We start from the raw sequence: 26,127 nt of genomic DNA on the forward strand, positions 1-26,127 counted from the left end.
ACGTCCGCCCAACAACTGGTCGACCGTAGCAACCTGCTTGGCCACAATCAACGGATCACGGAGCGGCAGTACGATGCCCGCAGTACCTATCGTGATGCGACGCGTGATTGCGGCGAGGTAGCCGGCATAGATCAGAGGATCCAGAACCTGGCCGACATCGCCGAAATTCGGGTCGTAGAACGGCACATCGCGCAGCCAGATGGCTGAGAAACCCGCATCGTCCACCCTTTTCGCCAATTCGGCGTGACCGGCCAAGGTCGGGCCAGGGGTATCGGGATAACTTTCTAGCGGCGCGATGAAACCGAAGGTCAGGTGGCCAGGTTGGAAAAGACGGGAGTAGCCTGGATGCCGCGCAAGCTCGGGCAGAAGTTGGCCGGTCGATGAAATTGTCGCCATTGCAGTCTCGGGGAAGGAGGATGCCGCGCTTCAGTAAGAGGTTGGACTCGCCCGGCATCGAATGTAGACACTGTAAAGGGCTTCTGTATCGAGAAAAATAGGCTTATATTCAAAACATATCGGAAAATAAGGATGAAATGAGGGGATTCCATGTCGATGGATTACTTTGGGGCGCTGGGCGCGTTCGTTCACTCAGCCGAAACGCGCAGCTTCACCGAGGCCGGTCGCAGGCTGGGCGTCTCGTCTTCCGCTATTGGCAAGTCGGTCGTGCGACTGGAGGAGGAATTAGGCGTCAGGCTGTTCCACCGCTCAACACGCGCCATAACACTGACTTCGGAAGGCAGCCGATTCCTGCAGCGCTGCTATCGGATCATTGCGGAGTTCGATACCGCGAGGGCGGAGGTGACCGAAGCCGCTGGCAAGCCACAAGGCAAGTTGCGCGTCGGTCTCCCACAACTTGGCATGCATTTGATGCCTCTACTGATCGCATTCCAAAAGCAGTTCCCGGAGATTCAACTCGAACTGGACTTTAGTGACAGGCTCGTCAATGTGATCGACGAGGGTTTCGACGCGGTCATGCGGATCGGAGTCGTCGACGATTCGCGCCTGACGATGCGCAAGCTCAATGGCTACCAACATCGCCTGGTTGCGGCACCATCCTATGTATCGCTGCACGGCATGCCGTCCCGGCCCGCGGATTTGCCAAGTCATGCGTGCTTGCGCTATCGCTATCCAAGCACCGGTAAGCTCGCGCCGTGGCCGCTGGTATCACGCGGCCAGCCAGTCAACGTCGAACTTCCACAAACCGCAGTTACCAATGCGATCGACCCATTGCTCGAAATGGCTGAGGCCGGGTTGGGGATCGCGCTCCTACCCGACTTCATTGTGTCGAATGCGCTCGAGAATGGCCGCCTGGTTTTGGTACTGGAAAAGCACATTCAAGATCACCGCGACGTCTGCCTGCTTTGGCCATCTAGTCGCCAACCGCTGCCCAAGATCAAGGCATTCGTCGATTTCATGGTTGCGCAGATGGGCGACAGTCGAGCGAAACAGGAGAGGCCCGGCGAAAAGATTGTCGAGCCTGTCGCAAAGCATCGTCTTCGCACCGTCCGCCGACGAACAGGCAGTTCAGCCTAGCGAGGCGAGCCTTTGCATTGCGCCAAACCCTTCGTTCAACAGGGCGGTGAAACCAGTAGATCACAGAGACGCAGCTAGGCTTTCGGCCCCCCCAATTTTCTGGGTTCAAACCGAACAACGGCTGTTGACCCCGTTGACGGCCCCCACTTACGAAATTTCGCCACTCACATTGTCGACATCCTTTCTACTCAGATCGTATATTTCGGCTGTTTATCCGCCCCGGACTCTCCGATAGACTGGACCTGAAGTTACACGTGATGCGCGAGGCGCCAAGACCGATGTCGCCGCCCATCAAACCCAGTTCCTTAAGGAGTGTGTTATGCCCGTCGTGCGAGTCAGTTGGTTTGAAGGAAAGGACAACACTGCAAAAAAAGCAGTCGCTGCTGAAATCACAGAAAGCATCGTCAAGAATACCGGCACCGACCCGAAGTACATTTATGTCATCTTCGAAGACGTCGCGCCTTCGAACTGGGCGGGCGCAGGTCAACTGTTCGGGGGCGATCGAGTATCGCCGTGACACCAACGTCGTCCCCGGACGCGTGGCCAGTCCACATTTCGCGAGTGACCACGACCGCGGGTCCCAGCGGACTCGCGATCCAGCCGTACTCCATTTTGCGGAATCGAGCGCGAACTTTATTCGGTCGTCCTTGCGTGCAGGTGGCTCTCTGAGATCGGGTTGAATTCTGATTAGCAAGGGTTCTCGCTGCACGTGACCACTATATTTCCATCTAATATGCACAATGAAATAACATGCGTCTTTTCGCTCGAAGTTAAAGCCGGAAGATTCGAGCAGTTCAAACAGTTGATTGCTGAAATCGTTCCGCTGGCCAAGGCGGAGCCGGGAACGATCATGTATGAATACAGTTCGAGCGCTGACGGCAACGTAGTCCATATCGTTGAGCGTTACCGGAATTCAAGGGCTATCACCGAGCACGTGGAGTTGACCTTCGCGCCCTATGCCGAGCGCTTTCTGTCGTTAGTGACAGTCAAAGCGCTCACCGTCTACGGCGACCCTGATCAGGCGGCGCGGCAAAAGCTCGACGCCTTCGGCCCTTCCTACCTGGTCCAGTTCGATGGATTCAAGCGTTGGGACTAGATACTCGCTCGCGACGAGGCCCGCAAAGTTACTATGCGCCGCGGCCTTTGTTCGCGAGCCACTAGCCGCCCGAAAAAGGATTGCGTGTTTGGCGGCGTGGGCAGACGGTCCACGCACGTCGCCATTAGCGTCGGGGCTGGTTGAACGCCACACACTAAGTGTGGCTGCCGTCCGTTCTTGAGTCAGACTCTCGCCTACCAGGGAATCGTGTTGCCCTGATAGTCGACAAACACGAGTCCCTGCTTACCGGCGTGCTGAGCGACTACGTCCGCGAGGCCCCGGACACTGTCGCTTACCTCGACCGGCGCGTCGGGTCCACCCATATCGGTTTTCACCCAACCAGGCATCAGCGCCAGAAACGATCGTTGCTCCCCTGCGCGCGCAACGAAGCTGCGCAGCAACATGTTCAATGCCACCTTGCTGGCACGGTAAGTCTCATAGCCGCCATCCGTATTGTTGGCGATGCTACCGAGAGCCGTTGACATGACCGCCACGCTGCCGTCCTTCCTCACCAGCGGGCTCAACGTTTCAACGATCCGAAGCGGGCTCAACGCGTTCGTGACCATCACATGCGCAAACTCCTCCGTGCTGATTTCGTTGATAGTTTGCTTAGGATTGTCGCTAACGCCTGCGTTCACGAAAAGGACATCGAGCGACTCTCCGTCCAGATCGTCCGCTAACGTCGAAATGTTGGCACGATCATTTATATCCAACGTCTTGATGACCAGATTGGCGCCCGCATCGGTCGCGACTGCAGCGAGTGCGGGCGACGGCTTGCGCTCCGTTGCGATCACTCGCCAGCCGCGAGCGAGATATTCCCGAACGAGTCCCAGACCGATGCCGCGCGATGCACCGGCGATCAGGATAGTGGGTTGATGTTGAACTTCAGGCATGGCAGAACCTCGTGGATGGCTTCAAGGAGCAGCGTTGCACATTACAGTCTCCATAAGGAGGATCTGCTTTGAGCGTTACACAAGCGGGTGTGTCGCCGCTAGTAATCGCAATCTTATCGACGAGTAGCACGCTGATAAATGGGCTAGACTTCCGCTTATCGTAGAAAATTTGTCTACTATCCGGCGTCAAATGCTCAATGAACTCACTCGAATCCCTCAATGGCATCGCCACATTCGTAGCCACCGCGCGTTCGTCCAGCTTCACGGAGGCTGCGGATCAACTCGGCATTTCGAAGTCTGCCGTCGGCAAATCGATCGGGCGTCTGGAGCAACGGCTTGGCGTCAAGTTGTTTCACCGCACGACCCGCCGCATTAAGCTGTCAGCGGATGGTGAAGCTTATTTCGCCGCGTGCGCAATGGCGCTAGACGAGATTACGGCGGCGGAGTCTGCCCTTGGTCCGGGTTCACGCGAACCCGCTGGGCGGCTGCGGATAGACATGGCTTCCGCTTTTGGAAGGCAATGCATAATGCCGGTTCTACTGGAGCTCGGAAACACCTATCCGCGGCTCCAGTTCACCATGACGTTCACCGATCACGTGATTGATCCAGTTGAGGAAGGAGTCGACCTGGCAATCCGTTTCGGCGAACTTGCAGACTCTAGCGGGGTCGTTGCGCGGCGGCTGGCATCGCAACAATGGGTGATTTGTGGATCGCCTGCATATTTGGCTCGTGAAGGTACACCGCACACCCTCGACGACATCAGCGCGCACAGATGTGTGGTGGGTTATCGCCGTGGTCAGCCGCTGTCGTGGCGGGTCAAGCAGAACGGACGCTCGTTCCGGATTCACCCTCCATCGACACATCAGATCAGCGATGGCGAAGCGATGATCGACGCTGCTGCCGCAGGTCTCGGTCTATGTCAGATGCCTTTGTCGCTTTTTCGCAAGCACATCGATGCCGGCCGCCTCGTCACCGTTCTCGACGACTACCGCCCGGATCCAGTCGATGTGCATGCGGTGTGGCCGCAAGTTGCGCATTTGCGGCCGAAGGTACGGCATGTTGTCGACGCGCTGGTTGAGCTAGGACGTCAGGGGCGCTTTGATTAGACCGACAAATCCAAACACTTTCTCCCGGATGGGCGAATTGGCCGACTTTCAAGGCGGACAATGAAATCCGCCAATGTCGCGTGACGAAAGCATTCCGCCATATAAGCGTGCATGAACCGCACGCCCCCGAGACCGTTGCCTTCAATCAATAATTGATGACAGTACGAATGGATTTCCCTTCGTGCATAAGGTCGAAAGCTTCATTGATTCGCTCGAGCGGCATTGTGTGCGTCACGAACGGAGCGAGCTGGATTTCGCCACGCATCGCGTCCTCGACCATTCCAGGAAGCTGGCTGCGCCCCTTCACGCCGCCGAACGCCGAACCTTTCCATGTACGGCCGGTGACCAACTGAAATGGCCTCGTAGAAATTTCTTGGCCTGCCCCTGCTACCCCGATCACCACCGACTGTCCCCATCCGCGATGGGCACATTCAAGCGCCGCGCGCATGACATTCACATTGCCGATGCATTCAAAAGAGTGATCAACGCCCCACCCTGTCATATCGATGATGACCTGCTGTACGGGCTTTGCATGATCCTTCGGATTCACGAAGTCCGTCGCTCCAAATACACGCGCGAGCTCGAATTTTTCCGGATTTGTATCAACCGCGATAATGCGACCCGCCTTCGCCTGACGGGCACCCTGGACGACAGCCAGACCAATGCCTCCCAGTCCAAAGACCGCGACACTATCCCCCGGTTGCACTTTGGCCGTATTGTGGACGGCGCCAATTCCGGTTGTGACCCCACACCCAAGGAGACAGACATGCTCGGGGTTGGCATCGGGATTGATCTTTGCCAACGATACTTCAGCGACCACCGTGTATTCGCTGAAAGTCGAACACCCCATGTAGTGATAGATCGGCTGACCGTTGTACGAGAACCGGGTTGTGCCATCGGGCATCAAGCCTTTGCCTTGAGTCGCGCGCACCGCCACGCAAAGATTGGTCTTACCCGACTTGCAAAACAGGCATTCACCGCACTCCGCCGTGTACAACGGGATCACGTGGTCACCCGGTTTCACACTCAAGACACCGTCGCCGACTTCGACGACGATACCCGCGCCTTCATGTCCAAGAACAACCGGGAAGAGTCCTTCAGGATCATCGCCAGACATTGTGAAGGCGTCCGTGTGGCAAACACCGGTATGCGTAATCTTGACGAGAACTTCGCCGGCGCGCGGCGGCTCGACATCTAGCTCTACGATTTCAAGTGGCTTACCGGGGCCGAATGCAACAGCAGCGCGTGATTTCATACGAATTCCATCCAAAATTTTTAGTCAATAAACGAAAGCCGGGCGCAACGGTTGGCCATCATTTCAGGTAGGACTTGACGAGGGAGACGACATTCTCGATCGAAGCTTGCTGCGAGTCGGTCACCTTTCCCACTGGTGGGAATTCCTCTCGCAAATGACTTTCGAGAACTCCCGCCATCAACCCGTTCACCGCCCCTCTAACCGCAGCAATTTGCTGAAGGATAGGACCGCATTCCGTACCCGACACTAACGCATTCTCCAGCGCGTCGAGTTGGCCCTTGATGCGACGAACGCGGGCTAGAACGCGCTTTTGCTCTTCGATTGTATGTGGCATCCAAACACCTCGCTTTATACTGGTAGGCAGTATATACCAATACTGGGTGGTAGTATCCAGCACGAGATGTGACAAAGCGTCTTATCCCGTCCGCCCATGACTCCGGCGTCTTCCTGACGGCATCGGGCCACGGTCATAGGAAGCTAGTCCATCGTAAAATCGATTGCGCCGAATTCCGCGGCGGCAAAATCCAGAAAGCTTCGAACTTTCGGTGTGACCCGCCGGTCCGGAGCGTAGAGCATGTGCATTGGACGCGTTGGGATCGAGTAATCGGGCAACAATGCCACGAGTTGCCCACTGTCCAGCGCGGATCTCACCAACTCGATTGGCTGAAGGATGACCCCAAGGCCCGCGAGCGCCGAGAATAGCAACGCTTCACCATGGTCGGACGTCAAGCGGCTGGTAATAGGGACCGCCACTCGACCAGTTGGCCCTTCAAACGTCCAATGTGTTCGCAATTCCGTATGCCCAAACCCAAGACATTCTTGGTTTTGCAGATCGAGTGGAGTCAGAAGCGGCGGGTGCCTCTTCACGTAACTCGGCGCCGCACACAACACGAGCCTGTAGGGAGTCAACGATATCGCTACCAATCGACTATCAGTGAGCGCCCCAACCCGGAAAACGACATCAAACCCCTCGTCGATCAAATTCACTTCCCGATTTGACAGACTCAATTCGACATCGACCTGCGGATACGCCTTCAGATAGTCGGGCAGCCGTTGTGAGAGTGAATGCACGCCAAAGCTCACCGGCGCATTCACTCGAAGTTTGCCGGTGGGTAGCGCACGCGTTTCAGCGGCAAGGCCTTCGGCGACCTCGACTTCCGCCAGGATGAACTTGGCACGCTCGTAGAACGAACGACCGAACTCAGTGAGACTCTGGCGCCGGGTCGTCCGGTTCAGGAGACGCACCCCCAATCGATGCTCAATATGCTGGACGTGCTTGCCGACGAGTTGCGACGACATCTGCAAGGCGTCACCAGCCGCGCTGAACGACCCAAGTTCGACGGCTTTGACAAACACGGACATGCTAGTCAATCGGTCCATTGCATCCGTTTTGTTTCAAATGTTCTTCCAATTTGACCATTTATCATAGATTGACTCAAGCGGATACTGCACGATCCGTCGACCACTTTTTGACATGACTAATTCGGCACTTGATGTCCTTGGCAAGGACTTTACTTTTCCTCAAGCCTTGAGCGACTTTCCATCAAAGCTGTCAGAGTTCGCCGACCTCTGCATTGGCCACTTCACCACGAGTGACGGCGTCAGGCTAGCCTATTGGGCCGCCGGCGCGGGCGAGCCTCTTGTCTTCATCCCCGGCTGGTCCGGCAACGGCGCGCAATACGTAAACCTTCTTTACGCACTGAAGCGGCACTACCGGGTTTATGTGCTCGATGTCCGAAATCAAGGACTTTCACAGCGTGTCGACTATGGCAATCGGATCGCCAGATACGCCGTCGACCTGAGGGATTTTGGCGACCACCTGCGCTTGCAGAAGGCAAACTATTGCGGCTGGTCGATGGGAGCCGCTGTCTTGTGGAGCTATGTGGATCTATTCGGAACCGGGAGTATTCGAAAAGCGGCGTTTGTCGATGAACCGATTTCGATCTATGCCCATTCAAACTGGTCGGAAGAAGAACGGCGTAACGCTGGTGGGATGACGACCTCGGTAGAAAGAATGGTTGCCGCTTTCACTGAAGGGGCGCCCACCAACAATCTCATAGTCGACATGAAGGCGATCGAACGCTATTCGCAAATGGACTCTCCCTATTTCATCAACTCCGAAAGCTTTGCCAATGAGTTCGTGAAGAATGATCCGAAAGCGCTGTCACGCGTACTGTTTGATCATGCAATGAACGACTGGCGCGACGTCATCAAACACAAGATGAATATACCTGTCGCCATCTTTTCCGGCGAACAGAGCAACAACTTGCCAAGTCAGCGTTGGGCACAATCCGTAATACCTGGCGCAAAACTGTACAACTACTCCGACGCAGAGCATGGGGACCACTTCCTGATGTTCAAAAATCCAAATAAATTTTCGGCTGATCTCCGTGCCTTTCTGGATGAATGAGCAAGCTGACAACCCGCCATCGGCGAAGGTGCTTCCGAAGGCGGAATGAAAAATCGCGCTTTTTGGACAATCGGCGCGCAGACACGACCCAATCAACCGGCTCCGCCAGTGCGCCTGCAATGAAAACATGGAGACGTCCAGTGTGGCCGCATGAAATCAGAAATTTAGTGGATATGAAGCGTTGTGATGAAGAGGATTCCAGCGTCTCTGCAAAGCATGCCGTGCAACTCGCCTCGACCATGAGCGCATTCGGCGCTCCGCACGCCTTCCGTCTCTCGGGTGTTTCGCTCAGCAATGCAACTTTTCTCGGTGAGCAATCACTAGAAATCACGATGCCGACGTCGGCATATCAAGACCCGACCAGGGAACAGCTAACCGACCGGCATTTCATGGCGTGGTTGCCACTAGATTTTCATGATGGGACGATAGAAGTCGACGTGGCTAGCCAGGTAGCGCCCAATGCACCGTCATATGCCCGTGGATTCGTTGGTGTTGCGTTCCGGGTAGACGCAGCGCTTCGTTTTGAGAGCATTTATCTTCGCCCGACGAATGCCATCGCCGACGATCAGGTCCGACGCAACCATACCGTCCAGTATTTTTCACATCCGGATTATCCATTTGCTCGGCTGCGCTCCGAATCACCCGAGATGTACGAAACCTATGCGGACATTGCGCCGGCACAGTGGATACATATGAAGATCACGGTCTTTGGGAACCGCGCGCAACTTCATCTGAATCGTCAGCCCCGTCCCACAATAGTGATCAACGACATGAAGCTCGGGCACGACCAACGCGGTGGCGTCGGCCTCTGGATTGAGTCTGGAACCATTGCTTACTTCCGTAACCTGAGTGTCGCCCCGGTGGCAGGCGACGACGACTGACTTCGGTTGTTTCAGCCTGGAGGGCAAGTGGACCGCCAACGTCTTTGTTCGCTGTGCCTACTCATAAGAGCCCGCCCGATAAGACCTGTCATTTCATTGTGGTTAACCACTAGCGGTGTACACGGCATGTTTCTCGACCATATGGCCGCCTCAGGCGCTGAGACCGATCCTCTCGCGACAGTAGTGTCGCACGGTGTCGCGCACGCAACACACCAAGGAAACGCAAGTGTCTGATTTTGCGTGAATTGTTCCATTGGCAAGGCCCGTGCTCTATATCGGGTGCCTTCCACTGTTGCAATTACGAGGTGACCTCATGAATCAGACACCTGAACTAACGATCGACCCGGTACTCGCGGCCGACTTCCGCACTGCAATGCGGCGTATCGCTTCATCCGTGACCCTTGTGACGGGCCGTGATCTCGGTGGAAATCCTCACGGCATGGCGGCCTCCGCTGTCATTCCCGTCTCGATGGATCCGCCATCCATGCTGGTTTCTGCAAATCAAGGGGCCGGCCTGCACTCGGTCGTCCAGTCAACCGGGAAGTTCTGCGTCAACTTGCTCGGTGAATCACACCTTGACCTGCTCCTGCCGTTCTCGCAGTCATCACGACGCACCGAACGCTTCGCCTCCGACGACTGGTATGAAGGGACCGACTCCCTGCTCTATCTCAGCAGCGCCCCTGCCGCCATTTTCTGCGAACTTGACCATCACGTGGGCTACGGCACTCACACCCTCTTCATCGGGCGCGTCACCGCCGTGCGCCTTTACGACCGTGAAGTGGACCCGCTCGTCTGGTTCAACGGAGCCAGCGCAGGCGTATCACGAGAAGTTGCACTCGCTTGAACCTTTACCAGCCTATCTGACTTCACCTCGGGGCGACCGCTCCGCTACAAAGTAATTGGAGACAATATGAAACTCGGTCTGTTTGGCATGCCACTTCACCTTCCCACCCGTTCACTGGGAGAAACCATTGAGGAAGATGCGCAAAAGGTAATCTACGCGGATGAGATCGGCTTCGACGAAGCATTTTTCGGCGAACACACGTCCTGTAAAACTGAGCCGATAGCTGCGCCGCTCATTTTCCTCGCGTCAGTGCTTCGGCAGACCAAGAAGATCAAACTCGGCACTGGCGTGATCGCATTGCCGAATCATCATCCCGCGCTAGTCGCGGCGGAAGTTGCCCAGTTCGACCATATGTCCAAGGGGCGCTTCATCTTCGGCATTGGTCCTGGCGGCCTCTCGAGTGACATGGAGATGTTCGACGTCGAAGACACGCCTTACCGGAACGAGCGGATGATGGAATCCATCGACACAATCCTCAAGATCTGGTCGCAAGACCCGCCCTACGACATTCAGGGAAAGCACTGGACTATTTCGTTGAAGAAATCGGTGATTCCCGAACTCGGCGTCGGGTACATGCCCAAGCCGTTTCAGAAGCCTTTCCCGGAAATTTCGATGACGGCGATGTCGCCCTTCTCCAGCAGTGTGAAGGTCGCCGCGATGCGGGGCTTCGGCGCAATGACGGCTAACTTCTGTCCGGAATACGTCGTCGCAAGCCACTGGAAAAAGTATGTGGAGGGCTGCGAAGCAGTCGGGCGCGAACCCGCGGGCGAAGCCTGGAGAGTCGCGCGCAATATGATCATTGCCGAAAGCGACGCGGAAGCACGTGATCGCGTGATGGATCCCGAAGGGAGCAGCTACTACTACTTCGACTACATGTGGAGAATTCTTAAGGCCGTCGACTACACCGCCGTTATGAAAGACGACCCGAAGAAACCCGACAACGAAGTGACCGTCGAGCAACTGATCGAAAGCATGGTTGTCTACGGTTCACCGAAAACGGTCCTCGACAAACTTGTCGCTTTCCGGGAACGCACCGGCCCCTTCGGCGGCCTGATGATGGCCTCAATGGACGGTGCCGGGAAAAACCGCGAGTGGGAATGGGAAACGATGCGACGGCTGGCAACCGAAGTCATGCCCGGCCTGCGCAGCGCAACGGCCCACGCACAAAAAGCGGCCGAGCCGGCGTAAAGCACACCGCGCCTCATTTCTGCAGGGTCTGGCAGCGGAATCGGTTCATCGAAGTTCGAACGAATGCCGCTGTCTACCCTTTGCTGCGCAGGCAATAAGACATATGGAGACAAGAAATGCGAGCTGCGGTCTATTACGGCAATTGCGAACTTTCGATTGAAGATATTCCGGAACCCTCCGTCTCTGACGGCGAAGTCAAGATCAAAGTGAGTCGAAACGGAATCTGCGGTACTGACTTGCACGAGTATTACGACGGACCAATTTTCATACCCAAAACCGATCCACATCCGCTGACCGGGAAAAAGATGCCTCTTGTCATCGGGCATGAGTTTTCGGGCATTGTCACGGCGGTCGGCAATGGTGTCAGCGACATTAGTGAAGGCGACAAAGTCGCGGTCGAACCTATCTATCGGTGTGGCACGTGTAGACCGTGCAAAGGTGGCTACTACAACGTATGCAACCACATTGGCTTCCACGGCCTGATGGCGGATGGTGGGATGGCCGAATACACCGTTGTGCCTCGCAATATGGTCCACAAGCTTCCCGATTCCGTTCCTGTTGATATGGGCGCACTGGTGGAACCCATGTCGGTCGCCTATCACGCAGCAAAGCTCGGCAAGGTCGGTCCAGAAAGCCGTGCGCTTGTCTTCGGCGGCGGCCCAATCGGAATTGGTCTCTGGTTCGCGCTCAAGGGCATGGGGCTGACGCAAATCGATCTCGTCGAACCATCCGAAACACGTCGCAAAGCGGTCGAGACGCTGGGCGCTCGCACTATCGATCCGACTCGCGTCAATGTCACTGAGATGATTCTGGACCAGACCCACGGAAATGGAGTCGATGCGGCGTATGACGCAGCGGGAGTGCCCGCAGCCGTCGCAACGGCTCTCGACTGTCTGGGAGAACAAAGGTCGCTTGTCAGCGTTGCGATCTACGACAAGCCCATACAAACGCCGTTACTCAGCGCCGTTCTGCGCGAAAGACGCATACAGGGAACGATCTGCTACACCGGCGACGATTACAAGGCAGTCATTGACCTTATGGCCCAGGGACACTACGAGACAACCGGTTGGGTTGAGACTGTTCCGTTGAGCGGTGTACTCACGCAGGGCTTCGAGGAACTTCGCGCCGGCCGGAAAATGAAGGTCCTCGTAGATCCAACTGCCTGATTTCGCCTTTGTATCAACATCAATCAAATCTAATCAAGGAGACGAGTCATGACCGTTGCTCACGTTACGGGCGCCGCTCGTGGTATCGGGAAATCCATCGCGCTTCGGCTTGCAAGAGATGGTCACAATATCGCTGTTTCAGACCTCCCTTCGATGGAAAAGGAACTTGAGGAAACCCGGAAGCAAATCGAATCGTCGGGCGTCAGAGCAATTAGCCTGTACGGCGATATTTCTCAGCCTCAGTCGGTCAAGAAACTGGTCGAAAACACGGCAAGCGGACTTGGATCCCTTGACATCATGGTCGCCAACGCCGGCATTGCGCAAACCAAAGCACTTCTGGACGTGACGCCCGAAGAGTACGACAAGGTGCATGCTGTGAATGGACGCGGCGTGTTCCTTTGTTATACCGAAGCGGCCAGATGGATGATCAAGCAAGGCACGGGCGGGAAGATTATCGGCGCCTGCTCCATCGCGGGACATAAAGGGTTTCCTCTGTTGGGCGTCTACTGCTCGTCGAAGTTCGGCGTACGTGCGCTCACGCAGTCAGCGGCTCAGGAATGGGCTCCTCATGGCATCACCGTCAATGCTTATTGCCCCGGAATCGTCGACACGCAAATGTGGGTGGAAGTCGATCGAGACCTCGGTGCGATTAACAAGGTCGGCAAAGGCGAGTCTATGAAAGCTATGGCGCAAGGGATCGCGCTTGGGCGTGTGTCCACGGGCGACGACGTGGCGGGATTGGTGTCGTGGCTCGCAGGCCCCGATTCCACCTACATGACAGGACAATCGCTGCTAATCGACGGTGGCATGCTGTTTGTCTGACCACGCGACGGCGGCGAGCAGGATCAGCGCTTTCGGCGCTCCGATCCTGCTCGCTGTCGATCATTGCACAAGGGCGCCATCTACCTTTCGCAGACGCCGCGCTGTCAGGCCAGAAAACCAAAAAGGGCTTTAAATAAGGCTCGCTCTCAGCGATAGGCTCGGCCAATCATTGCAATCGGTCGATTACCGGATTTGGATTAGACGCCCGCACCCGAACGAACCTACGCCCTGGCGAGTCGCCAGACCATGAAGAATCAGCGGCTGGCATGTATTATCTGATACATGACACGGGCCATAAGGCCCGGACCTGGAGACAAAGTCGATGCAGCCAGATCGCCATAAAAGCATGGTGTTGACGTCAGTCGAGCGTAATCCGTTGCAGGCCGGCCCTCATTCTGATGGCAGCGTCCCTGTATCGTGGGAACGTTGCGTTGGACAGCATAGCCTGAGTCCCGATCGAATCGGTCGCCCGCTCGTGTTGTCTCCGTCCGAACTGAAGGATCATCGAGAACCCATGGGCGACCTGCTTGCGCTGTCGCAAGGAGAGGTACAGCGCCTCTTTGAGTTGCTCGCGGAGCAGGATTACATCGTGATGTTGACCGATTGTAATGGTATCGCTCTGGATTTCCGCTCCAACGCGCTCACGCTGGATGCCTGCGCGGCCGCCGGCGTTCTTCCCGGATCCATGTGGACCGAACAGGCACAAGGCACGAATGGCGTCAGCCTTTGCCTGCAGGAGCAACGCCCCCTCTCGGTCGTGATGGGTGATCACTTCGCATCGTCACTTGAACGGCTTAGTTGCACCGTTGCGCCGATTTTTGGAAACGCCGGGGAACTCGTGGCAGTGTTGAACGTGACGACGTTGATGCCTTCTGACCATGCCACGCAGGCAGTCGTGCGAAACGTCATTTCGGCGTCGGCGCGCCGCATCGAAAACCTGTATTTCGACCGACGTAATGCAGACAACCTGATCCTGCGAATCTCGAAGCACAGCGATTTTTGCGACACCGCGGGGGAAGCGCGCGTGGCCCTGGATTCGAACGGCCACATTCTCGATGCGACGCCTGCGGCACATCTGATGTTGCACAATCGGTCCATGCCGCTCATTGGACAGCCTCTCTCGGAGGTACAAGGTATGGAAGAGTGGCTCGACGCCACCGACCAACCGGCAACGCCGCTCGCGTCGGTGAATGGCCGAATCTTCCTGCGAGCGGAAGAAGTCCGTCGCAGAACGTCGACGGCCTGTTCTTCCCAGCGTAGCCAGCGTCTGCGTACCGAGACGGCGGAACGCCCATGTCTGACCGAGCTGATTGGTGATGACGAGGGTATTCGTGAATCGATAAACATCGCCCGCCGGCTCGTGACTCATCATGTTCCCATTCTGCTACAGGGGGAGACCGGAACAGGCAAAAGCGCTCTGGCCCGTGCCATCCATATGGATGTTGGAGGCGATGACGCAAAATTTGTTTCGATCAACTGTGCTGCAATCACCGCCGAACTGATTGAGAGCGAACTGTTCGGCTACCGCCCCGGTGCATTTACTGGCGCCGCTCGGCAAGGGTCCAAAGGGCGCCTGCTTGAGGCGGATGGCGGCATGCTCTTTCTTGACGAAATTGGTGACATGCCTCTCGGATTGCAAACAAGGCTCTTACAGGTCTTATCAGATGGTGAATTCGTTCCAGTCGGCGCTATCCGTTCCGTCAGGGTGAACTTCGCATTGGTGGCGGCCAGTTTGCATGACATTGCTCAACTCGTGCGCGAGGGCAAGTTTCGGGAAGACTTGTATTTCAGACTAGCCGGTGCAACCGTTCGACTCCCGGCTCTACGCGAGCGCGAAGATCGACTTCAGGTGGTCGAGCAGGTCTTTGCTCAAGCGTCGAGAAACATCGGCAAGCGCTTCTCAAGCATCGACGAGCAGGCGAGACGCGCACTCGCAGCACACAACTGGCCTGGCAATCTACGTGAACTGCACCACGCTGCGCGCTTCGCTGTCGCAGTTGATTCGGACGGAGTCATCACTCTGAACGATCTTCCTCCTCCGCTCAACGCCCGGAATGGCACCGAGGTCTCAACACCCGCTCGGGGTAAGCGCAATGCAATCGAAGTAGCGCTAGAGCGCAGCCATTGGAATGTTTCCGAAGCCGCCATTAGCCTCGGGGTCTCGCGTTCCACGTTGCACCGGCAGATGAGGTCACTCGGGATCGACCGCCCGGAAGATTGAGTCGCACGAGCGTACTGACCGCTGCGACAGAAACTGTCGCAGCGCGTGTCATCTGCAACAGTGGCGAAGGTTCCTGGCCCTTGATTGATAGGGTATTTCAAACTGGCATGCTATCTGCACGCATCCTGTCGCTAAAAGTACTACCCCAACAGGAGACATAATGAACTACGACAATATCGGCCGCGATGGCAATTTGACTTCGTCCGCCATTCAGGAGGCGTTGGCGGCAATGGCCAATGGAACGCCTCTGGTCGTCGTCGACGGTGAAGATCGCGAGAACGAGGGCGATTTGATTGTTGCTGCGGAACATGCGACACCCGAAACAATTGCCTTCATGGTCCGATGGACTAGCGGCCTACTTTGCGTGGCCTTACCGGCCGAGCGGACATCCGAGCTCCAGCTCCCTCTCATGGTCGAGGAAAACACTGATTCAATGCGTACTGCTTTCACCGTGTCTGTCGACCTCCGGGAGGGGATCACCACCGGCATATCCGCCAGCGAACGAGCGGCAACGATCAGAGCGCTCGTTGATCCTTCGCGTCAGGCCTGCGACTTCAGTCGGCCCGGCCATATCTTTCCCCTTCGCGCGGTTCGTGAGGGCATTCTGGAGCGTCCAGGACACACTGAGGCCGGGGTCGACCTCGCCCGCCTGGCGGGATTGCGGCCGGGGGCGGTCCTGGCCGAAATCGTGAATGACGACGGCAGTATGGCACGACGTCCGCAGCTCGAGCACTTCGCGCGCCTGCACGGGTTACCCCTTATCACGATCGACGATCTCGTCCGCTTCCGCCTGGAATTGGAAATCCTGGATTTTCCTCGTGATACATCACGTCGACCAGACAGCGTCGCAGCCTGACTCGTACACCGGCCCGGCAGGAATTCTCCCAAGCATGAGCGGGTCGGGTGGTCGGGGCCCAACCAAGCCTTCCATCGGCGCAGAAATAGTGTATTTCACATATGCACGATTGGAATCACTCATGAAATACGCTAGCATCAAAAGCCTCGGGCAATAGGCTCCTCGACGGGCCAAATGCCAATTGGGCTATTCGAATCGAGGTTCTATGCTTATCTTCCTCACCGGAGCCACGGGATACATCGGCGGCAGCGTGGCCACAAAACTGATCGCCGCGGGTCACCGTGTCCGCGGACTTGTTCGTTCGCAAGGCAAGGCTGACCAACTCGAAAAATCAGGCGTCGAACCAGTCATAGGCACGCTCGATGACGCCGATCTGCTCGGCACAGAGGCCCGGCAGGCGGACGGTGTGATCGACACCGCGAGCGCAGACCATTTAGCCTCTGTGGTGACTTTCATTTCGGCCTTGGAAGGCACGGAAAAACCTTTCATCCACACAAGCGGTTCGAGTGTGATTGGCGACGACGCCCGAGGTCTGTATGCATCAGACATGATCTTCGACGAAGAAAGTACCTTCGTTGTTGAAGCATCCAAGCAACCGAGGCGCGCTGTCGACCAGCTAGTCGTCGGCGCTGCAGATAGAGGCGTGCGCTCCGCTGTCATATGCCCCAGTAACATCTATGGCGTCGGTCGCGGCATCGGGCTTCGCAGCGTGCAAATTCCCGCCCTGGTCGACAACGCATTGCAGACGGGCGTCGTTCAAATCGTCGGCAACGGGACGAACCGATGGTCGAACGTTCACATCGACGATCTAACCGACTTATACCTGCTCGTGCTGGCGACAGCACCTCCGGGGGCATTCTATTTCGCGGAAAACGGCGAAGCTTCATTTGCGGATATCGGGGCCGCCATCTCGGCCAGACTTGGGCTCGGTGCCGTTCAGAACCTTTCTGCCGCCGATGCAGCTCACAAATGGGGCGAAGGTCGTGCATTCTATTCACTCGGAAGCAATAGCCGAGTGCGGGCCAAGCGTGCGCGAACTGAACTCGGGTGGGCGCCACGACACCATTCCGTGATAGATTGGATCACGACCGAAATGCCGGTTTGAAGTCCGCGAAACATTAACGCCTTGCGCCAATTAGGGCGTTCTCTCAGCGCGCCGCGATTGAGCTCACGTCTCTCCACTTTCCAAAGACCTCGAGGTGAAAAATGGTTCTCGAAGTAGCCAGCATTCAGATTCGACCCGGCATGCACGCGGAATTCGAAAAAGCAATTCGGCTTGGACTGGACACCGTCATTGCCAAAGCAACGGGATTTCAGCGCTATGAAATCCGTCGAGGTATCGAGTCTCCCGAGAGATATCTGCTGCAAATTCTCTGGCAGACCCTGGAAGATCACACTATAGGATTTCGTGAATCTCCTGCCTACACCGAATGGCGCACTATCGTAGGGCCGTTCTTCGAGAGCCCCCCGGTCGTCGAGCACTTCGAGGTCGTCGCGACATCCGCGTCCTAAGCGTCACCCTTGCATTATCAAAGTTTCGTTGTGGCGGCAATGCAAATTACAGATTTGCACCGGCTTTTAGTCCCTTCATGCTCGCAGTCGGCAGCCAGATCGAACATTCCAGGCCACACACAGGGAGCCGGTGCGAACCCGGTTCAATGGATGTGGCTCCCACCATTAACATCGATTGTTGCGCCGGTCACATAGCCCGAAAGGTCGGACGCGAGAAAAAGACAAGCACCGGCAATTTCAACGGGCCGGCCTGCCCGCTGCAGCGGAATGGTCGCTTCAATCTCGCGCTGCCTATCTGCGGTCATACCGTCTAGCATACCGGTCTCGGTCATTGAAGGACAGACGACGTTTGCACGAATGCCCATCGGACCGAATTCACGTGCGATGGTCTTCGTAAGGCTGATTACGCCACCCTTCGATGCGGCGTAATGCGCACCGCCGACAAGGCCCCCTCCCCTCTGCGCGGCTACCGATGCCACGTTCACGATCGCGCCACGCTTCTGCTCCGCGAAGATTTCCAGCGCACTCTTGCAAAGATTGAAGGCGCCCTTGAGATTCACGTTCATGATCCGATCGTAGTCCTCGTCCTCGATTGTCAGGAAGGACTGCGCCTTGACGATAGCAGCACTGTTCACAAGAGCGTCGACCGATCCGTAACGTGCGAGGACCTCTTTGAACAATCGTCGACAGTCCGCGCCGTCGCCGATATCGCACCTGATGCCGATGACTTCGGCTGCGCGTCCGGTTTTTTTCTCGATCGATGCTTTGATTTCAGCCGCAATACTGTCATTCATGACGACATCGACCGCGACTATTTTCGCACCGTGTTCCGCGAATAGCTCCGCTGTCGCGTAGCCGATCCCGCGCAGCGAACCCGCGCCGACAATTACACAAACCCTATCATTCAAAAGCATATCGATACTCCATTTTCTACTGATGCCGCTTGCGCGGAGCTTAACGTTTGATATCCAGGTGCCGTGTTTCCGGGCCCGTCAGAATTGCAATGAGCGATGCGCCCACGATGACAGCACAGAACGCGGTGATGACCCACGTTTGCCCGCCCGAACGCTGCAGCAACCAGGCGCAGATGAACGGAGTCGGGCCGCCCATCAACAAGTTTGCGCCGGTATATGCCGCGGCAGACCCGGAATAGCGGACATTCGTCGGGAACGGCTCGGCGAAATATGCGGGCTGCACGCCCGACTGAATTTGAAGCGAACCAATGAAGGCCGCCATCGCGAGGAAAATGACGTACCAATTCTTCGTGTCAAGGAGAGTGAAATACGACAGGGCAATTACCATCGTCAGGATGGACGCTATCAGCATCGTGGGCTTGCGGCCGATGCGGTCGCTCACCGCTCCACCGCCGATCACGGTGCATACCGCGAGCACATTCGCGCCCATCAGGCAGAGGAATGCTGTCTGGCTGGGAAGTGCCAGATTCTTCGTGATATAGCTCAGCGAAAATACTGTAATCACGTAAAAACACGCTGTAGGCGCACACCACACGATCAACAGTCGGACGATGGTTCCCGGATACTGCGCAAATGCTTTTACCAGCGGAACCCGGTCGTCCTGGCCTTTCGCGTGTGCTTCCTCAAAGGCCGGCGTTTCAGAAACGCGCAGCCGGATATACAGACCGACAATGACAAGCACAAAGCTGAACAGGAACGGCACCCTCCAACCCCACACCTGAAACTGCTCTGTGCCGAGGAGGCTGACCAACGCGAAAAGCATTCCGTTCGCCACCGCTGCACTGAGCGACGAGCCGATGTTGATGAAGGAACCAAACAGGCCGCGCCGGTTCTGTGGCGCATGTTCCATTGTCATCAGCTGCGCCCCGGTTGCTTCGCCGCCCAAAGCGAACCCTTGCAGGAAACGCAGAAGTACAAGGCACACCGGTGCGGCGAAGCCGATCGTGGCATAGGTCGGTAGGCAACCGATCAGAAACGAGGCAGCCCCCATCAGAGACAGGGTATAGAGCAGGATGTTCTTGCGGCCGATGCGATCGCCCAGCGCGCCGAAGAACAATCCGCCAAGCGGACGTGCAAAGAAGCCCACACCAAACGTAATGAATGCCGCCAGGATTCCCATGTTGGGATCCATCGACGTGAAGAATAGCTTTGGAAAGACAGTCGCGGCCACTGCGCCGTAGGCGGTGAAGTCGACCCACTCCAGCGCAGCACCAATCGTGCTGGCGATGGTCGCTCGCTTCGCCATCGAGGTGGACTCTTCGACTGGCACCTCCATCGTTAAGGTATTTCTCATTTCGCTGTCTCCTGCTGGATGATTTAAATAGTTTGGCAACGCATTCGGTCTAAACACTCCGACCGGTATGTCAGGTTCGAGCTTCAGTTACATCCGCATGAAGACAAGCTATGCCATCGCGTCTCAGGGGTGCGCCGGCTTGCTGAAGCGGCCGGTAACACCGGGCAAGCAATTCCATCTGCGGTCTCCTCCGGCCATATGTATGCCGGCTTCTTGTTCTCTGGAAGACTGAATGTGAGACGTCTGTCAGCGTATGACGACCGTTGAAAAGCTCGGCGCTCGGGGCGCCAAAGCCTTTCACGGCGGAATAACAGGCACTCAGGTAGAACGTTTCAAATCACTTGCCAAAGAGGTTCGGCTGATGCACTTCGATGACGTTGCCGTCCGGGTCTTGCAGAAACACCTGGTGCCAGCCAGCAATCGCCCAGCGGCCGTAGTCCGAGTAGCGGATTCCAAGTTGGTCAAGACGCTTCTTGAAGCCCTCGATGTCATCCGTTCGGAAACAGAAATGCCCACGAGCCATGGGGTTGACGATCTGCTTCATTTTGAAACCCGTGTCGAGATCGCGCTCTGCCCAGTGAAACTCGATATCGCCATCCGTCAGGAAGTCGACTTTTCCGTTGTACCCCGTCGTCGTGCTTTCAGCATTGACCCGCGCATGCTCCTCATCGTGGATCGTGCCGAGTTCAAAGAGCGTCTGATAAAACTTGGTCAAACGCGGCAGGCTGTCGGTACAGAGATTCATGTGGTGGAACTTGAACTTCATGGTGGATCCTCTAGCAGTTCGAGACAGTGAGACACTGCGATTAACAGTGTGTTGATCTGCGCTCGGGTGGTGGCAAACATCTGCTTACACAGCACGTTGTTGAATCTGGACCAGGTTTGCCGAGCGCTTGGTGACAAGTTAAGACGTTTCATTGGTGAAGTCAACTATGCACTAGTGAAAACACCTACTGTTGTTGGATGTGGAGCCGTTCGAATAGTTTGCTGCCGCGGCTTGCTGATCGTTGAACGCAAGGCTCGCATTTAAAAACCAATAAAATGGTTATATTTCAATTGGTTAAGACGAATCCACTCCCGCGACCGCCCGGTTGGTCGCTGGAGCTTAAAGTGCGCGTTGCGGTCTGCCGAAGGCAACGCTGAGTTGCCAGCCAAGGGAAAACACTTAGAATTAAATCACCTGTGCAGATAACATTTCACTTATAAAATTAGTGCAACGAGTGCCTTAGCGCGGGCAGGATCGCCGTCGCCAGCACGTGTATGCATTTCGAGCAACGTCTCGAGCGCCGCGACATTTGCAACCGGAGAACTACCTGATGAGTGACGATTTCGACGATGTAGTGAAGTCAGTCGAGCCGGGTGCGAGGCACTACTCGGCGCCCGCGTTGGAGAAAGGGTTGGATATTCTGGAAGTTCTGTGCCGAAGTCAGACGCCGGTCACACAGAAGGATCTAGCCGCACAGGTCGGCAGGAGCGTGGGTGAGATCTATCGCATGGTGCTGTGTCTCGTGAACCGCAATTACGTTGCACAAGCCGACGACAGCTACTACATCACGACAAAGCTGTTCGAGCTTTCCCACCAGAACCCACCAACTCACCGCCTCTTGCTCGAAGCGACTCCGGTGATGAACAGACTTGCAAGCGATCTGGACGTGTCGTGCCACCTGACGGTTTATAACCAGGGAAAGCAGGTCGTCATCGCGAAGGTCGACACTCCGAGCGGTATGGGTTTCAGTCTCAGGGTCGGCTCTGATCTGGACGTACTGATCTCCGTCTCTGGCCGTGTGCTGGTCGCGTTTCAGGGCGCCGAGACCAGGCGATTGCGAGTGAGCGAATCGCTTCAGCGCCGGGCTGACCAAGACCATCCTCAGATGGACATCGTTCTGGATTCCATCCGCGACCGTGGTTTTGAGTCGGCGCCGAGCTCACAGGTACGGGGACTGTATGCTGTCAGCTTCCCGATACTTGATTCTCAAGGGCATGCGAGCGCAGCGCTGACAATCCCGTACGCAGAAAGGATCGACCAGATGACCAGGAATTCGATAACAACGATTCAGGACGCGCTGGCGGGCGCCGCAAGCGCTATTTCTGCCCGTATTGGTGGCGCGTCGCGCGGGCCTGAAGAAAGGTAATAAAAAATTGCGCCGCCAAGCTCAGCGGAAATCTGTTTCGGCGACGAGCGGCTGCCGGACGTTCGCCGCAGAGTAGCAGGCACCTACACCGCGTATCAACGGGCTGGCCGTGCTCGTGACGGGCCGCCAATCCGGGCACATAACTGCCGAGCGGCATCGCCGAGGGCTTCTTCGATTTCCGGGATGGATTTTCGCCGGGCCTGGTCGATCCGCTCCGCATAGGGAACCGTCAACGCAGCGATAGCATGATTCTGGGAGTCCAGAATCGGGTAACTCACCACGTATAACCCGCGCACCTGCACACTCGGAGCTGACTCATAACCCCGCTCCTTGATGAAATCGAGGACGCCATCGATCTGCGGATCGACTTGCTCGGGGCGTCGCTTGAGCGATTCCTCAATATGGAAAAGCCGCGTCTCCTTGTCCTGGAACGCCAGCAGCACCCGCCCGGACGCCGACACTATCACGTCAAGCTCGGATCCTACCCGCACGCTAAACCCCATTCCGCTAGGTGAATCGACTTTGGCAATAACGATCTGGCGGCCCTGACCGTACACCGTAAGATGACATGCCTGGTCGAGCTGGCTGGAAAGTATCTGCATGAGAGGACGAGCCTCTATCAGCAGCCGGTGAGTCGGCGGATTGTTATGAGACAGTTCGAACAGTTTTGTCGTGATGTAGTAGCTGTCGTCAACCTGCGTCACATAGTTACGACTGACCAGAACGGCAATCATCCGGTAGATCTCACCCACGCTGCGTCCCAACTGCTGCGCGATGTCTCTCTGTGAAAGCGGCTTCTCCGTCCGGCAAAGAATCTCAAGGATATCAAGACCTTTCTCGAGTGCCGGCGCCGAATAGCTGCGTGCCTCCGAGTCCGTGGATTTTTCAGCGTCAGTAACATCGTCCTTCATTATGGGGCCTTCAGAATCTCGCTTTGCTTCACGTTAAGGGGGCGGGCCTTCGGCTTGGACCCTTGGGCAGCACCGGCTAGACCGCCTTCTCACTCTCGTTGCGGTGCACAAGGGCGGAATCGGGTCACTTTACTGGATCAGATTGCACGATTCAATCGAGTTCTGCCGCCTTCCAGTTCCACGCCCGCACCAACCTCCTGCCACGTTCAGGGGCGATCTCTCCCCGCTGCAGCTCACATCTCGTAAAATCGCCCCCATTTCTCACCAGCAAACCAATCAATTCACTCATGAAATTGCGCTTGGCGTTTACCATAACTTTACGCACTGCATAGAAACTATACAATTACTAATGAAATGTAAATTTCATATATGCAGATTTCGCTCAGCACTCCACCGCCGCGACGGCGGAGCCGGGAGTCGCGCAGCGCTAGAGGAAAACGACCGATGCTTAACGACGTTGAATACCAGCCGGCAACGCGAGACGAGATCTGTTCGCTCTCGGCTGTACGGCGAGTGGCCGCGATGCTGGATCTGCCTGCGGGAGCTTTCGCCGAAGGTGATCCGCTTCCAAAAGGCTGGCATTTCGTCCTGATGGGCGCTGACACCCGTCGATCCGAACTTCGCTCCGATGGTTTCCCTGGACTCGGCGTCCCGATGCCCGACCTGGGGCTTCCTCGCCTGCTGATGGGCGGACGAACCGTCCAGTACCACAGCGACATCCCCGTTGGCGCAAAAGTTATGCGGGTCAGCGCAATCCGAAGTCTTGTCCAGAAACAGAACGCCTCGGGGCCGATTGCGATCGCGACGATTGATCACGAGCTGAGACTGGCCGGCGAGACCGCTCCTGCCATTACCGAAACGCAGACCTACGTCTTGCTGCCCGAATCCCGATACAGCCCCGTAACAGGACAGCCCCAAGCCGTTACTGGAGCAACCACCAAGTCGGTGCGCCCCGACGAGACGTTGCTTTTCCAGTACTCCGCGCTCGGGTTCAACTCCCACAAGATTCACATCGACCGGACGTATGCACGAGAGGTTGAGGGATTCCCGGACCTGGTCGTCAACGGCGGCCTGTCAACGTTGCTCCTCACGGAGTTCGCGCGGAACGAGCTTGAACTCAACCTGCGTAGCTTCACGATGAAGAATGCCGCACCGTTGTTTTGCGGTCGGCAAATCACGCTCGCGGCGGATTGTCAGGGCGAAAAATGGCGCCTGAGAGCGCACGATGAGACGGGAAAAATCGCTGCAGAGATGGAGGCTGAAGTAAATGACTTTTGAACCGCTGAAAGGAATTCGGGTACTCGACCTGACCAGTGTCGTCGTGGGGCCAGTATGCTCGGCAAGGCTGGCGCAATATGGCGCCGAGGTTGTCAAGGTAGAAAGCCCTGATGGCGACCTCATGCGTGGGCTCGGCGGCTTATCGCCAACGGGGCAGCATTCGGGTGCCTACCTGCATTTGAATCGTGGAAAGCGCAACATTTGCTGCGACCTGAAAAAACCGGGTAGCCAGGCAATCATGGACAAGCTTGTCGCGTCCTCTGATGTGATCATCGCGAATATGCGGCCGCAAGCGCTCAAGCGCCTGGGACTCGATGCGGACACCTTGAGAGAGAGGCATCCCGACAAGATTTATTGCCTGATAACCGGCTACGGCACTGATGGCCCGTACGCAGGCCACCCTACGTACGACAGCGTCGTTCAGGCGGCAACCGGAATGACCGGGTTGACGCTTGCAAGAGACGGTGTGCCGGCGTACGTGCCCATGCTCATCTGCGATCATGTCGTGGGTGAAATCGCCGCGGGTTCCATCCTTGCCGCAATCCTGCAACGGAACGTGAGCGGCAAAGGATCGACGCTGGAAGTTCCCATGTTCGAGACGATGTCGGCGTTCGTGTTACAGGAGCATCTCGCGCAGCAGAGTTTCGACCCGCCGGTCGGCCCCCCGGGTGACCTTCGACTTCTCAGCCCTCACAACAAGCCGGTGAAAACATCGGACGGCTGGATTGCTTTTACGATCAACACGGATCAGCAGGTTCGTGCGTTTCTGAATGCGGTGGGCCGAACGGAGCTTATCGGCGACCCTCGCTTCGCGACGGTGGGTGCGCGCGCAGAGAACGTCAAGGAGTGGTTCGAGATTCGTGGCGCCCCCCTCACCGACAAGACGACTTCCGAATGGCTGGACATCCTCCAGCGGGCGGACATCGCAGTCAAACCGTGTCATACGCTCGAGACGCTACCGCACGACCCTCACCTTGAGGCAGTCGGTCTGCTCCAGTATGAAGAGCATCCCACGGAAGGCAAAACAGTCGCAATCCGGCCCACAATCAGTTTCGATAATGCGTATCCGCCGCTGCGGTCATTTTCTCAACCACGAGGGTGGGAGACTTGCGCCCTACTTGAAGAGGTTGGTTTTTCGTCGCCCGAGATCGAGACTCTGCTCGCGGATGGGGCGGCTGTAGAGAGTTCTGGACGCCGGGGCTCGGCTGCCTGACGGACACGCATGGCGCGCCATGCGATGGTCAACGACGGGACAAAAACTTAGACTCTGAGAGATTAACCATGACCGAAGCATTCCTGTGCGACGCGATTCGCACCCCCATCGGCCGCTACGCGGGTTCGCTGTCGTCGGTGCGCGCCGACGATCTGGGCGCGGTGCCGCTCAAGGCGCTGATGGAGCGCAACAAGGACGTCGACTGGAACGCGATCGACGACGTGATCTACGGCTGCGCGAACCAGGCCGGTGACGACAACCGCAACGTCGCGCGTATGTCGCTGTTGCTGGCCGGTTTGCCGCAAGGCGTGCCGGGCACGACGGTGAATCGTCTGTGCGGCTCGGGCATGGACGCCGTCGGCATTGCCGCGCGCGCCATCAAGTCGGGCGAGGCCGCGTTGATGGTGGCGGGCGGTGTGGAAAGCATGAGCCGCGCGCCGTTCGTGATGGGTAAGGCAACCAGCGCGTTCTCGCGTCAGGCCGAAATCTATGACACGACCATCGGCTGGCGTTTCGTCAACCCGTTGATGAAGAAACTGTAC

27 protein-coding genes are annotated in these 26,127 nt (G+C 56.8%); 18 read left to right on the forward strand and 9 right to left on the reverse strand.

Annotated elements, in window-relative coordinates; genetic code table 11:
- Nucleotides 1-396 (reverse strand): LLM class flavin-dependent oxidoreductase (locus P0D71_RS34975; protein ID WP_408483795.1); only part of this gene is annotated, 396 nt, incomplete at its 3' end.
- Between the two features lie 156 nt (nucleotides 397-552).
- Here P0D71_RS34975 and P0D71_RS34980 point away from each other — a divergent pair.
- The 3 genes from P0D71_RS34980 (at nucleotide 553) to P0D71_RS34990 (ending at nucleotide 2,629) form a co-directional block, all read left to right on the forward strand.
- Nucleotides 553-1,533, forward strand: coding sequence for a LysR family transcriptional regulator (locus P0D71_RS34980; RefSeq protein WP_408299001.1), 981 nt, complete (start codon nucleotides 553-555; stop codon nucleotides 1,531-1,533).
- A gap of 319 nt (nucleotides 1,534-1,852) precedes the next feature.
- Nucleotides 1,853-2,050: a tautomerase family protein gene (locus P0D71_RS34985; RefSeq protein ID WP_408483796.1), complete on the forward strand. Its 198-nt coding sequence runs from the start codon at nucleotides 1,853-1,855 to the stop codon at nucleotides 2,048-2,050.
- A gap of 192 nt (nucleotides 2,051-2,242) precedes the next feature.
- Nucleotides 2,243-2,629: a putative quinol monooxygenase gene (locus tag P0D71_RS34990; RefSeq protein ID WP_408483797.1), complete on the forward strand. Its 387-nt coding sequence runs from the start codon at nucleotides 2,243-2,245 to the stop codon at nucleotides 2,627-2,629.
- Nucleotides 2,630-2,823: 194 nt separating this feature from the next.
- Here P0D71_RS34990 and P0D71_RS34995 read toward each other — a convergent pair whose 3' ends face one another.
- Entirely contained in the window at nucleotides 2,824-3,522 is a 699-nt protein-coding gene (locus P0D71_RS34995) for an SDR family NAD(P)-dependent oxidoreductase (RefSeq protein ID WP_408483798.1), read from the reverse strand.
- A 197-nt stretch (nucleotides 3,523-3,719) separates the two neighbouring features.
- Between P0D71_RS34995 and P0D71_RS35000 the strand changes: the two genes are divergently transcribed.
- Nucleotides 3,720-4,628, forward strand: a complete 909-nt coding sequence (locus tag P0D71_RS35000) for a LysR family transcriptional regulator (RefSeq protein ID WP_091808577.1) — start codon at nucleotides 3,720-3,722, stop codon at nucleotides 4,626-4,628.
- 145 nt (nucleotides 4,629-4,773) lie between these two features.
- Here the strand turns inward: P0D71_RS35000 and P0D71_RS35005 are convergent, their stop codons facing one another.
- From P0D71_RS35005 to P0D71_RS35015, 3 genes are all read right to left on the reverse strand, one after another.
- The gene (locus P0D71_RS35005; RefSeq protein WP_408483799.1) at nucleotides 4,774-5,883 is read right to left on the reverse strand and encodes an S-(hydroxymethyl)glutathione dehydrogenase/class III alcohol dehydrogenase; all 1,110 of its coding nucleotides are present in this window, start codon (nucleotides 5,881-5,883) and stop codon (nucleotides 4,774-4,776) included.
- A 58-nt stretch (nucleotides 5,884-5,941) separates the two neighbouring features.
- Nucleotides 5,942-6,217, reverse strand: a complete 276-nt coding sequence (gene frmR / locus P0D71_RS35010; RefSeq protein WP_091808572.1) for a formaldehyde-responsive transcriptional repressor FrmR — start codon at nucleotides 6,215-6,217, stop codon at nucleotides 5,942-5,944.
- Nucleotides 6,218-6,360: 143 nt separating this feature from the next.
- On the reverse strand, nucleotides 6,361-7,263 hold the full coding sequence (locus P0D71_RS35015) for a LysR family transcriptional regulator (RefSeq protein ID WP_408298654.1): 903 nt from the start codon (nucleotides 7,261-7,263) through the stop codon (nucleotides 6,361-6,363).
- A 94-nt stretch (nucleotides 7,264-7,357) separates the two neighbouring features.
- Here P0D71_RS35015 and P0D71_RS35020 point away from each other — a divergent pair, with 94 nt between their 5' ends.
- The 10 genes from P0D71_RS35020 (at nucleotide 7,358) to P0D71_RS35065 (ending at nucleotide 17,783) form a co-directional block, all read left to right on the forward strand.
- Nucleotides 7,358-8,293, forward strand: a complete 936-nt coding sequence (locus P0D71_RS35020) for an alpha/beta fold hydrolase (RefSeq protein WP_408483800.1) — start codon at nucleotides 7,358-7,360, stop codon at nucleotides 8,291-8,293.
- Nucleotides 8,294-8,433: 140 nt separating this feature from the next.
- Nucleotides 8,434-9,174: a hypothetical protein gene (locus P0D71_RS35025; protein ID WP_408483801.1), complete on the forward strand. Its 741-nt coding sequence runs from the start codon at nucleotides 8,434-8,436 to the stop codon at nucleotides 9,172-9,174.
- Between the two features lie 313 nt (nucleotides 9,175-9,487).
- Nucleotides 9,488-10,018: a flavin reductase family protein gene (locus P0D71_RS35030; RefSeq protein WP_408483802.1), complete on the forward strand. Its 531-nt coding sequence runs from the start codon at nucleotides 9,488-9,490 to the stop codon at nucleotides 10,016-10,018.
- 66 nt (nucleotides 10,019-10,084) lie between these two features.
- Complete coding sequence (locus P0D71_RS35035) at nucleotides 10,085-11,206, forward strand: LLM class flavin-dependent oxidoreductase (RefSeq protein ID WP_408298646.1); 1,122 nt, start codon at nucleotides 10,085-10,087, stop codon at nucleotides 11,204-11,206.
- 116 nt (nucleotides 11,207-11,322) lie between these two features.
- A complete protein-coding gene (locus tag P0D71_RS35040; protein ID WP_408483803.1) occupies nucleotides 11,323-12,372 on the forward strand; it encodes a 2,3-butanediol dehydrogenase in 1,050 nt (349 codons plus the stop codon).
- 48 nt (nucleotides 12,373-12,420) lie between these two features.
- On the forward strand, nucleotides 12,421-13,194 hold the full coding sequence (locus tag P0D71_RS35045) for an acetoin reductase (RefSeq protein WP_408483804.1): 774 nt from the start codon (nucleotides 12,421-12,423) through the stop codon (nucleotides 13,192-13,194).
- A 346-nt stretch (nucleotides 13,195-13,540) separates the two neighbouring features.
- Nucleotides 13,541-15,415: a sigma 54-interacting transcriptional regulator gene (locus tag P0D71_RS35050; RefSeq protein ID WP_494478307.1), complete on the forward strand. Its 1,875-nt coding sequence runs from the start codon at nucleotides 13,541-13,543 to the stop codon at nucleotides 15,413-15,415.
- 160 nt (nucleotides 15,416-15,575) lie between these two features.
- Nucleotides 15,576-16,271 (forward strand): 3,4-dihydroxy-2-butanone-4-phosphate synthase, encoded by a 696-nt coding sequence (gene ribB, locus P0D71_RS35055; RefSeq protein ID WP_091808546.1) that lies wholly within the window; start codon nucleotides 15,576-15,578, stop codon nucleotides 16,269-16,271.
- A 205-nt stretch (nucleotides 16,272-16,476) separates the two neighbouring features.
- The gene (locus P0D71_RS35060; RefSeq protein ID WP_408483806.1) at nucleotides 16,477-17,376 is read left to right on the forward strand and encodes an NAD-dependent epimerase/dehydratase family protein; all 900 of its coding nucleotides are present in this window, start codon (nucleotides 16,477-16,479) and stop codon (nucleotides 17,374-17,376) included.
- Between the two features lie 101 nt (nucleotides 17,377-17,477).
- The gene (locus P0D71_RS35065; RefSeq protein WP_408298635.1) at nucleotides 17,478-17,783 is read left to right on the forward strand and encodes an antibiotic biosynthesis monooxygenase family protein; all 306 of its coding nucleotides are present in this window, start codon (nucleotides 17,478-17,480) and stop codon (nucleotides 17,781-17,783) included.
- 143 nt (nucleotides 17,784-17,926) lie between these two features.
- On the opposite strand, the gene P0D71_RS35070 is transcribed toward P0D71_RS35065, so the two are convergent.
- From P0D71_RS35070 to P0D71_RS35080, 3 genes are all read right to left on the reverse strand, one after another.
- Nucleotides 17,927-18,697, reverse strand: coding sequence for an SDR family NAD(P)-dependent oxidoreductase (locus tag P0D71_RS35070; RefSeq protein WP_091808540.1), 771 nt, complete (start codon nucleotides 18,695-18,697; stop codon nucleotides 17,927-17,929).
- A gap of 40 nt (nucleotides 18,698-18,737) precedes the next feature.
- Entirely contained in the window at nucleotides 18,738-20,051 is a 1,314-nt protein-coding gene (locus tag P0D71_RS35075; protein WP_091808538.1) for an MFS transporter, read from the reverse strand.
- Nucleotides 20,052-20,388: 337 nt separating this feature from the next.
- Nucleotides 20,389-20,817, reverse strand: a complete 429-nt coding sequence (locus P0D71_RS35080) for a VOC family protein (protein WP_091808536.1) — start codon at nucleotides 20,815-20,817, stop codon at nucleotides 20,389-20,391.
- A 550-nt stretch (nucleotides 20,818-21,367) separates the two neighbouring features.
- Between P0D71_RS35080 and P0D71_RS35085 the strand changes: the two genes are divergently transcribed.
- Entirely contained in the window at nucleotides 21,368-22,183 is an 816-nt protein-coding gene (locus P0D71_RS35085; protein ID WP_408298632.1) for an IclR family transcriptional regulator, read from the forward strand.
- A gap of 95 nt (nucleotides 22,184-22,278) precedes the next feature.
- Here P0D71_RS35085 and P0D71_RS35090 read toward each other — a convergent pair whose 3' ends face one another.
- Nucleotides 22,279-23,094 carry an IclR family transcriptional regulator gene (locus P0D71_RS35090; protein ID WP_408298630.1) on the reverse strand — a complete coding sequence of 272 codons (816 nt, stop codon included), beginning with the start codon at nucleotides 23,092-23,094 and terminating at the stop codon, nucleotides 22,279-22,281.
- A 444-nt stretch (nucleotides 23,095-23,538) separates the two neighbouring features.
- On the opposite strand from P0D71_RS35090, the gene P0D71_RS35095 reads away from it, so the two are divergent.
- The 3 genes from P0D71_RS35095 to P0D71_RS35105 form a co-directional block, all read left to right on the forward strand.
- Nucleotides 23,539-24,372: an HTD2 family dehydratase gene (locus tag P0D71_RS35095; protein ID WP_091808525.1), complete on the forward strand. Its 834-nt coding sequence runs from the start codon at nucleotides 23,539-23,541 to the stop codon at nucleotides 24,370-24,372.
- A complete protein-coding gene (locus tag P0D71_RS35100) occupies nucleotides 24,362-25,585 on the forward strand; it encodes a CaiB/BaiF CoA transferase family protein (protein WP_408298628.1) in 1,224 nt (407 codons plus the stop codon). The genes P0D71_RS35095 and P0D71_RS35100 overlap by 11 nt, the downstream gene beginning before the upstream one ends.
- 68 nt (nucleotides 25,586-25,653) lie before the next feature.
- A partial coding sequence (locus P0D71_RS35105; RefSeq protein WP_408483780.1) for a thiolase family protein occupies nucleotides 25,654-26,127 on the forward strand: 474 nt, incomplete at its 3' end.

Origin of the sequence: Paraburkholderia sp. RL17-383-BIF-A, assembly GCF_046028015.1 — a bacterium.
Lineage (GTDB): Bacteria > Pseudomonadota > Gammaproteobacteria > Burkholderiales > Burkholderiaceae > Paraburkholderia.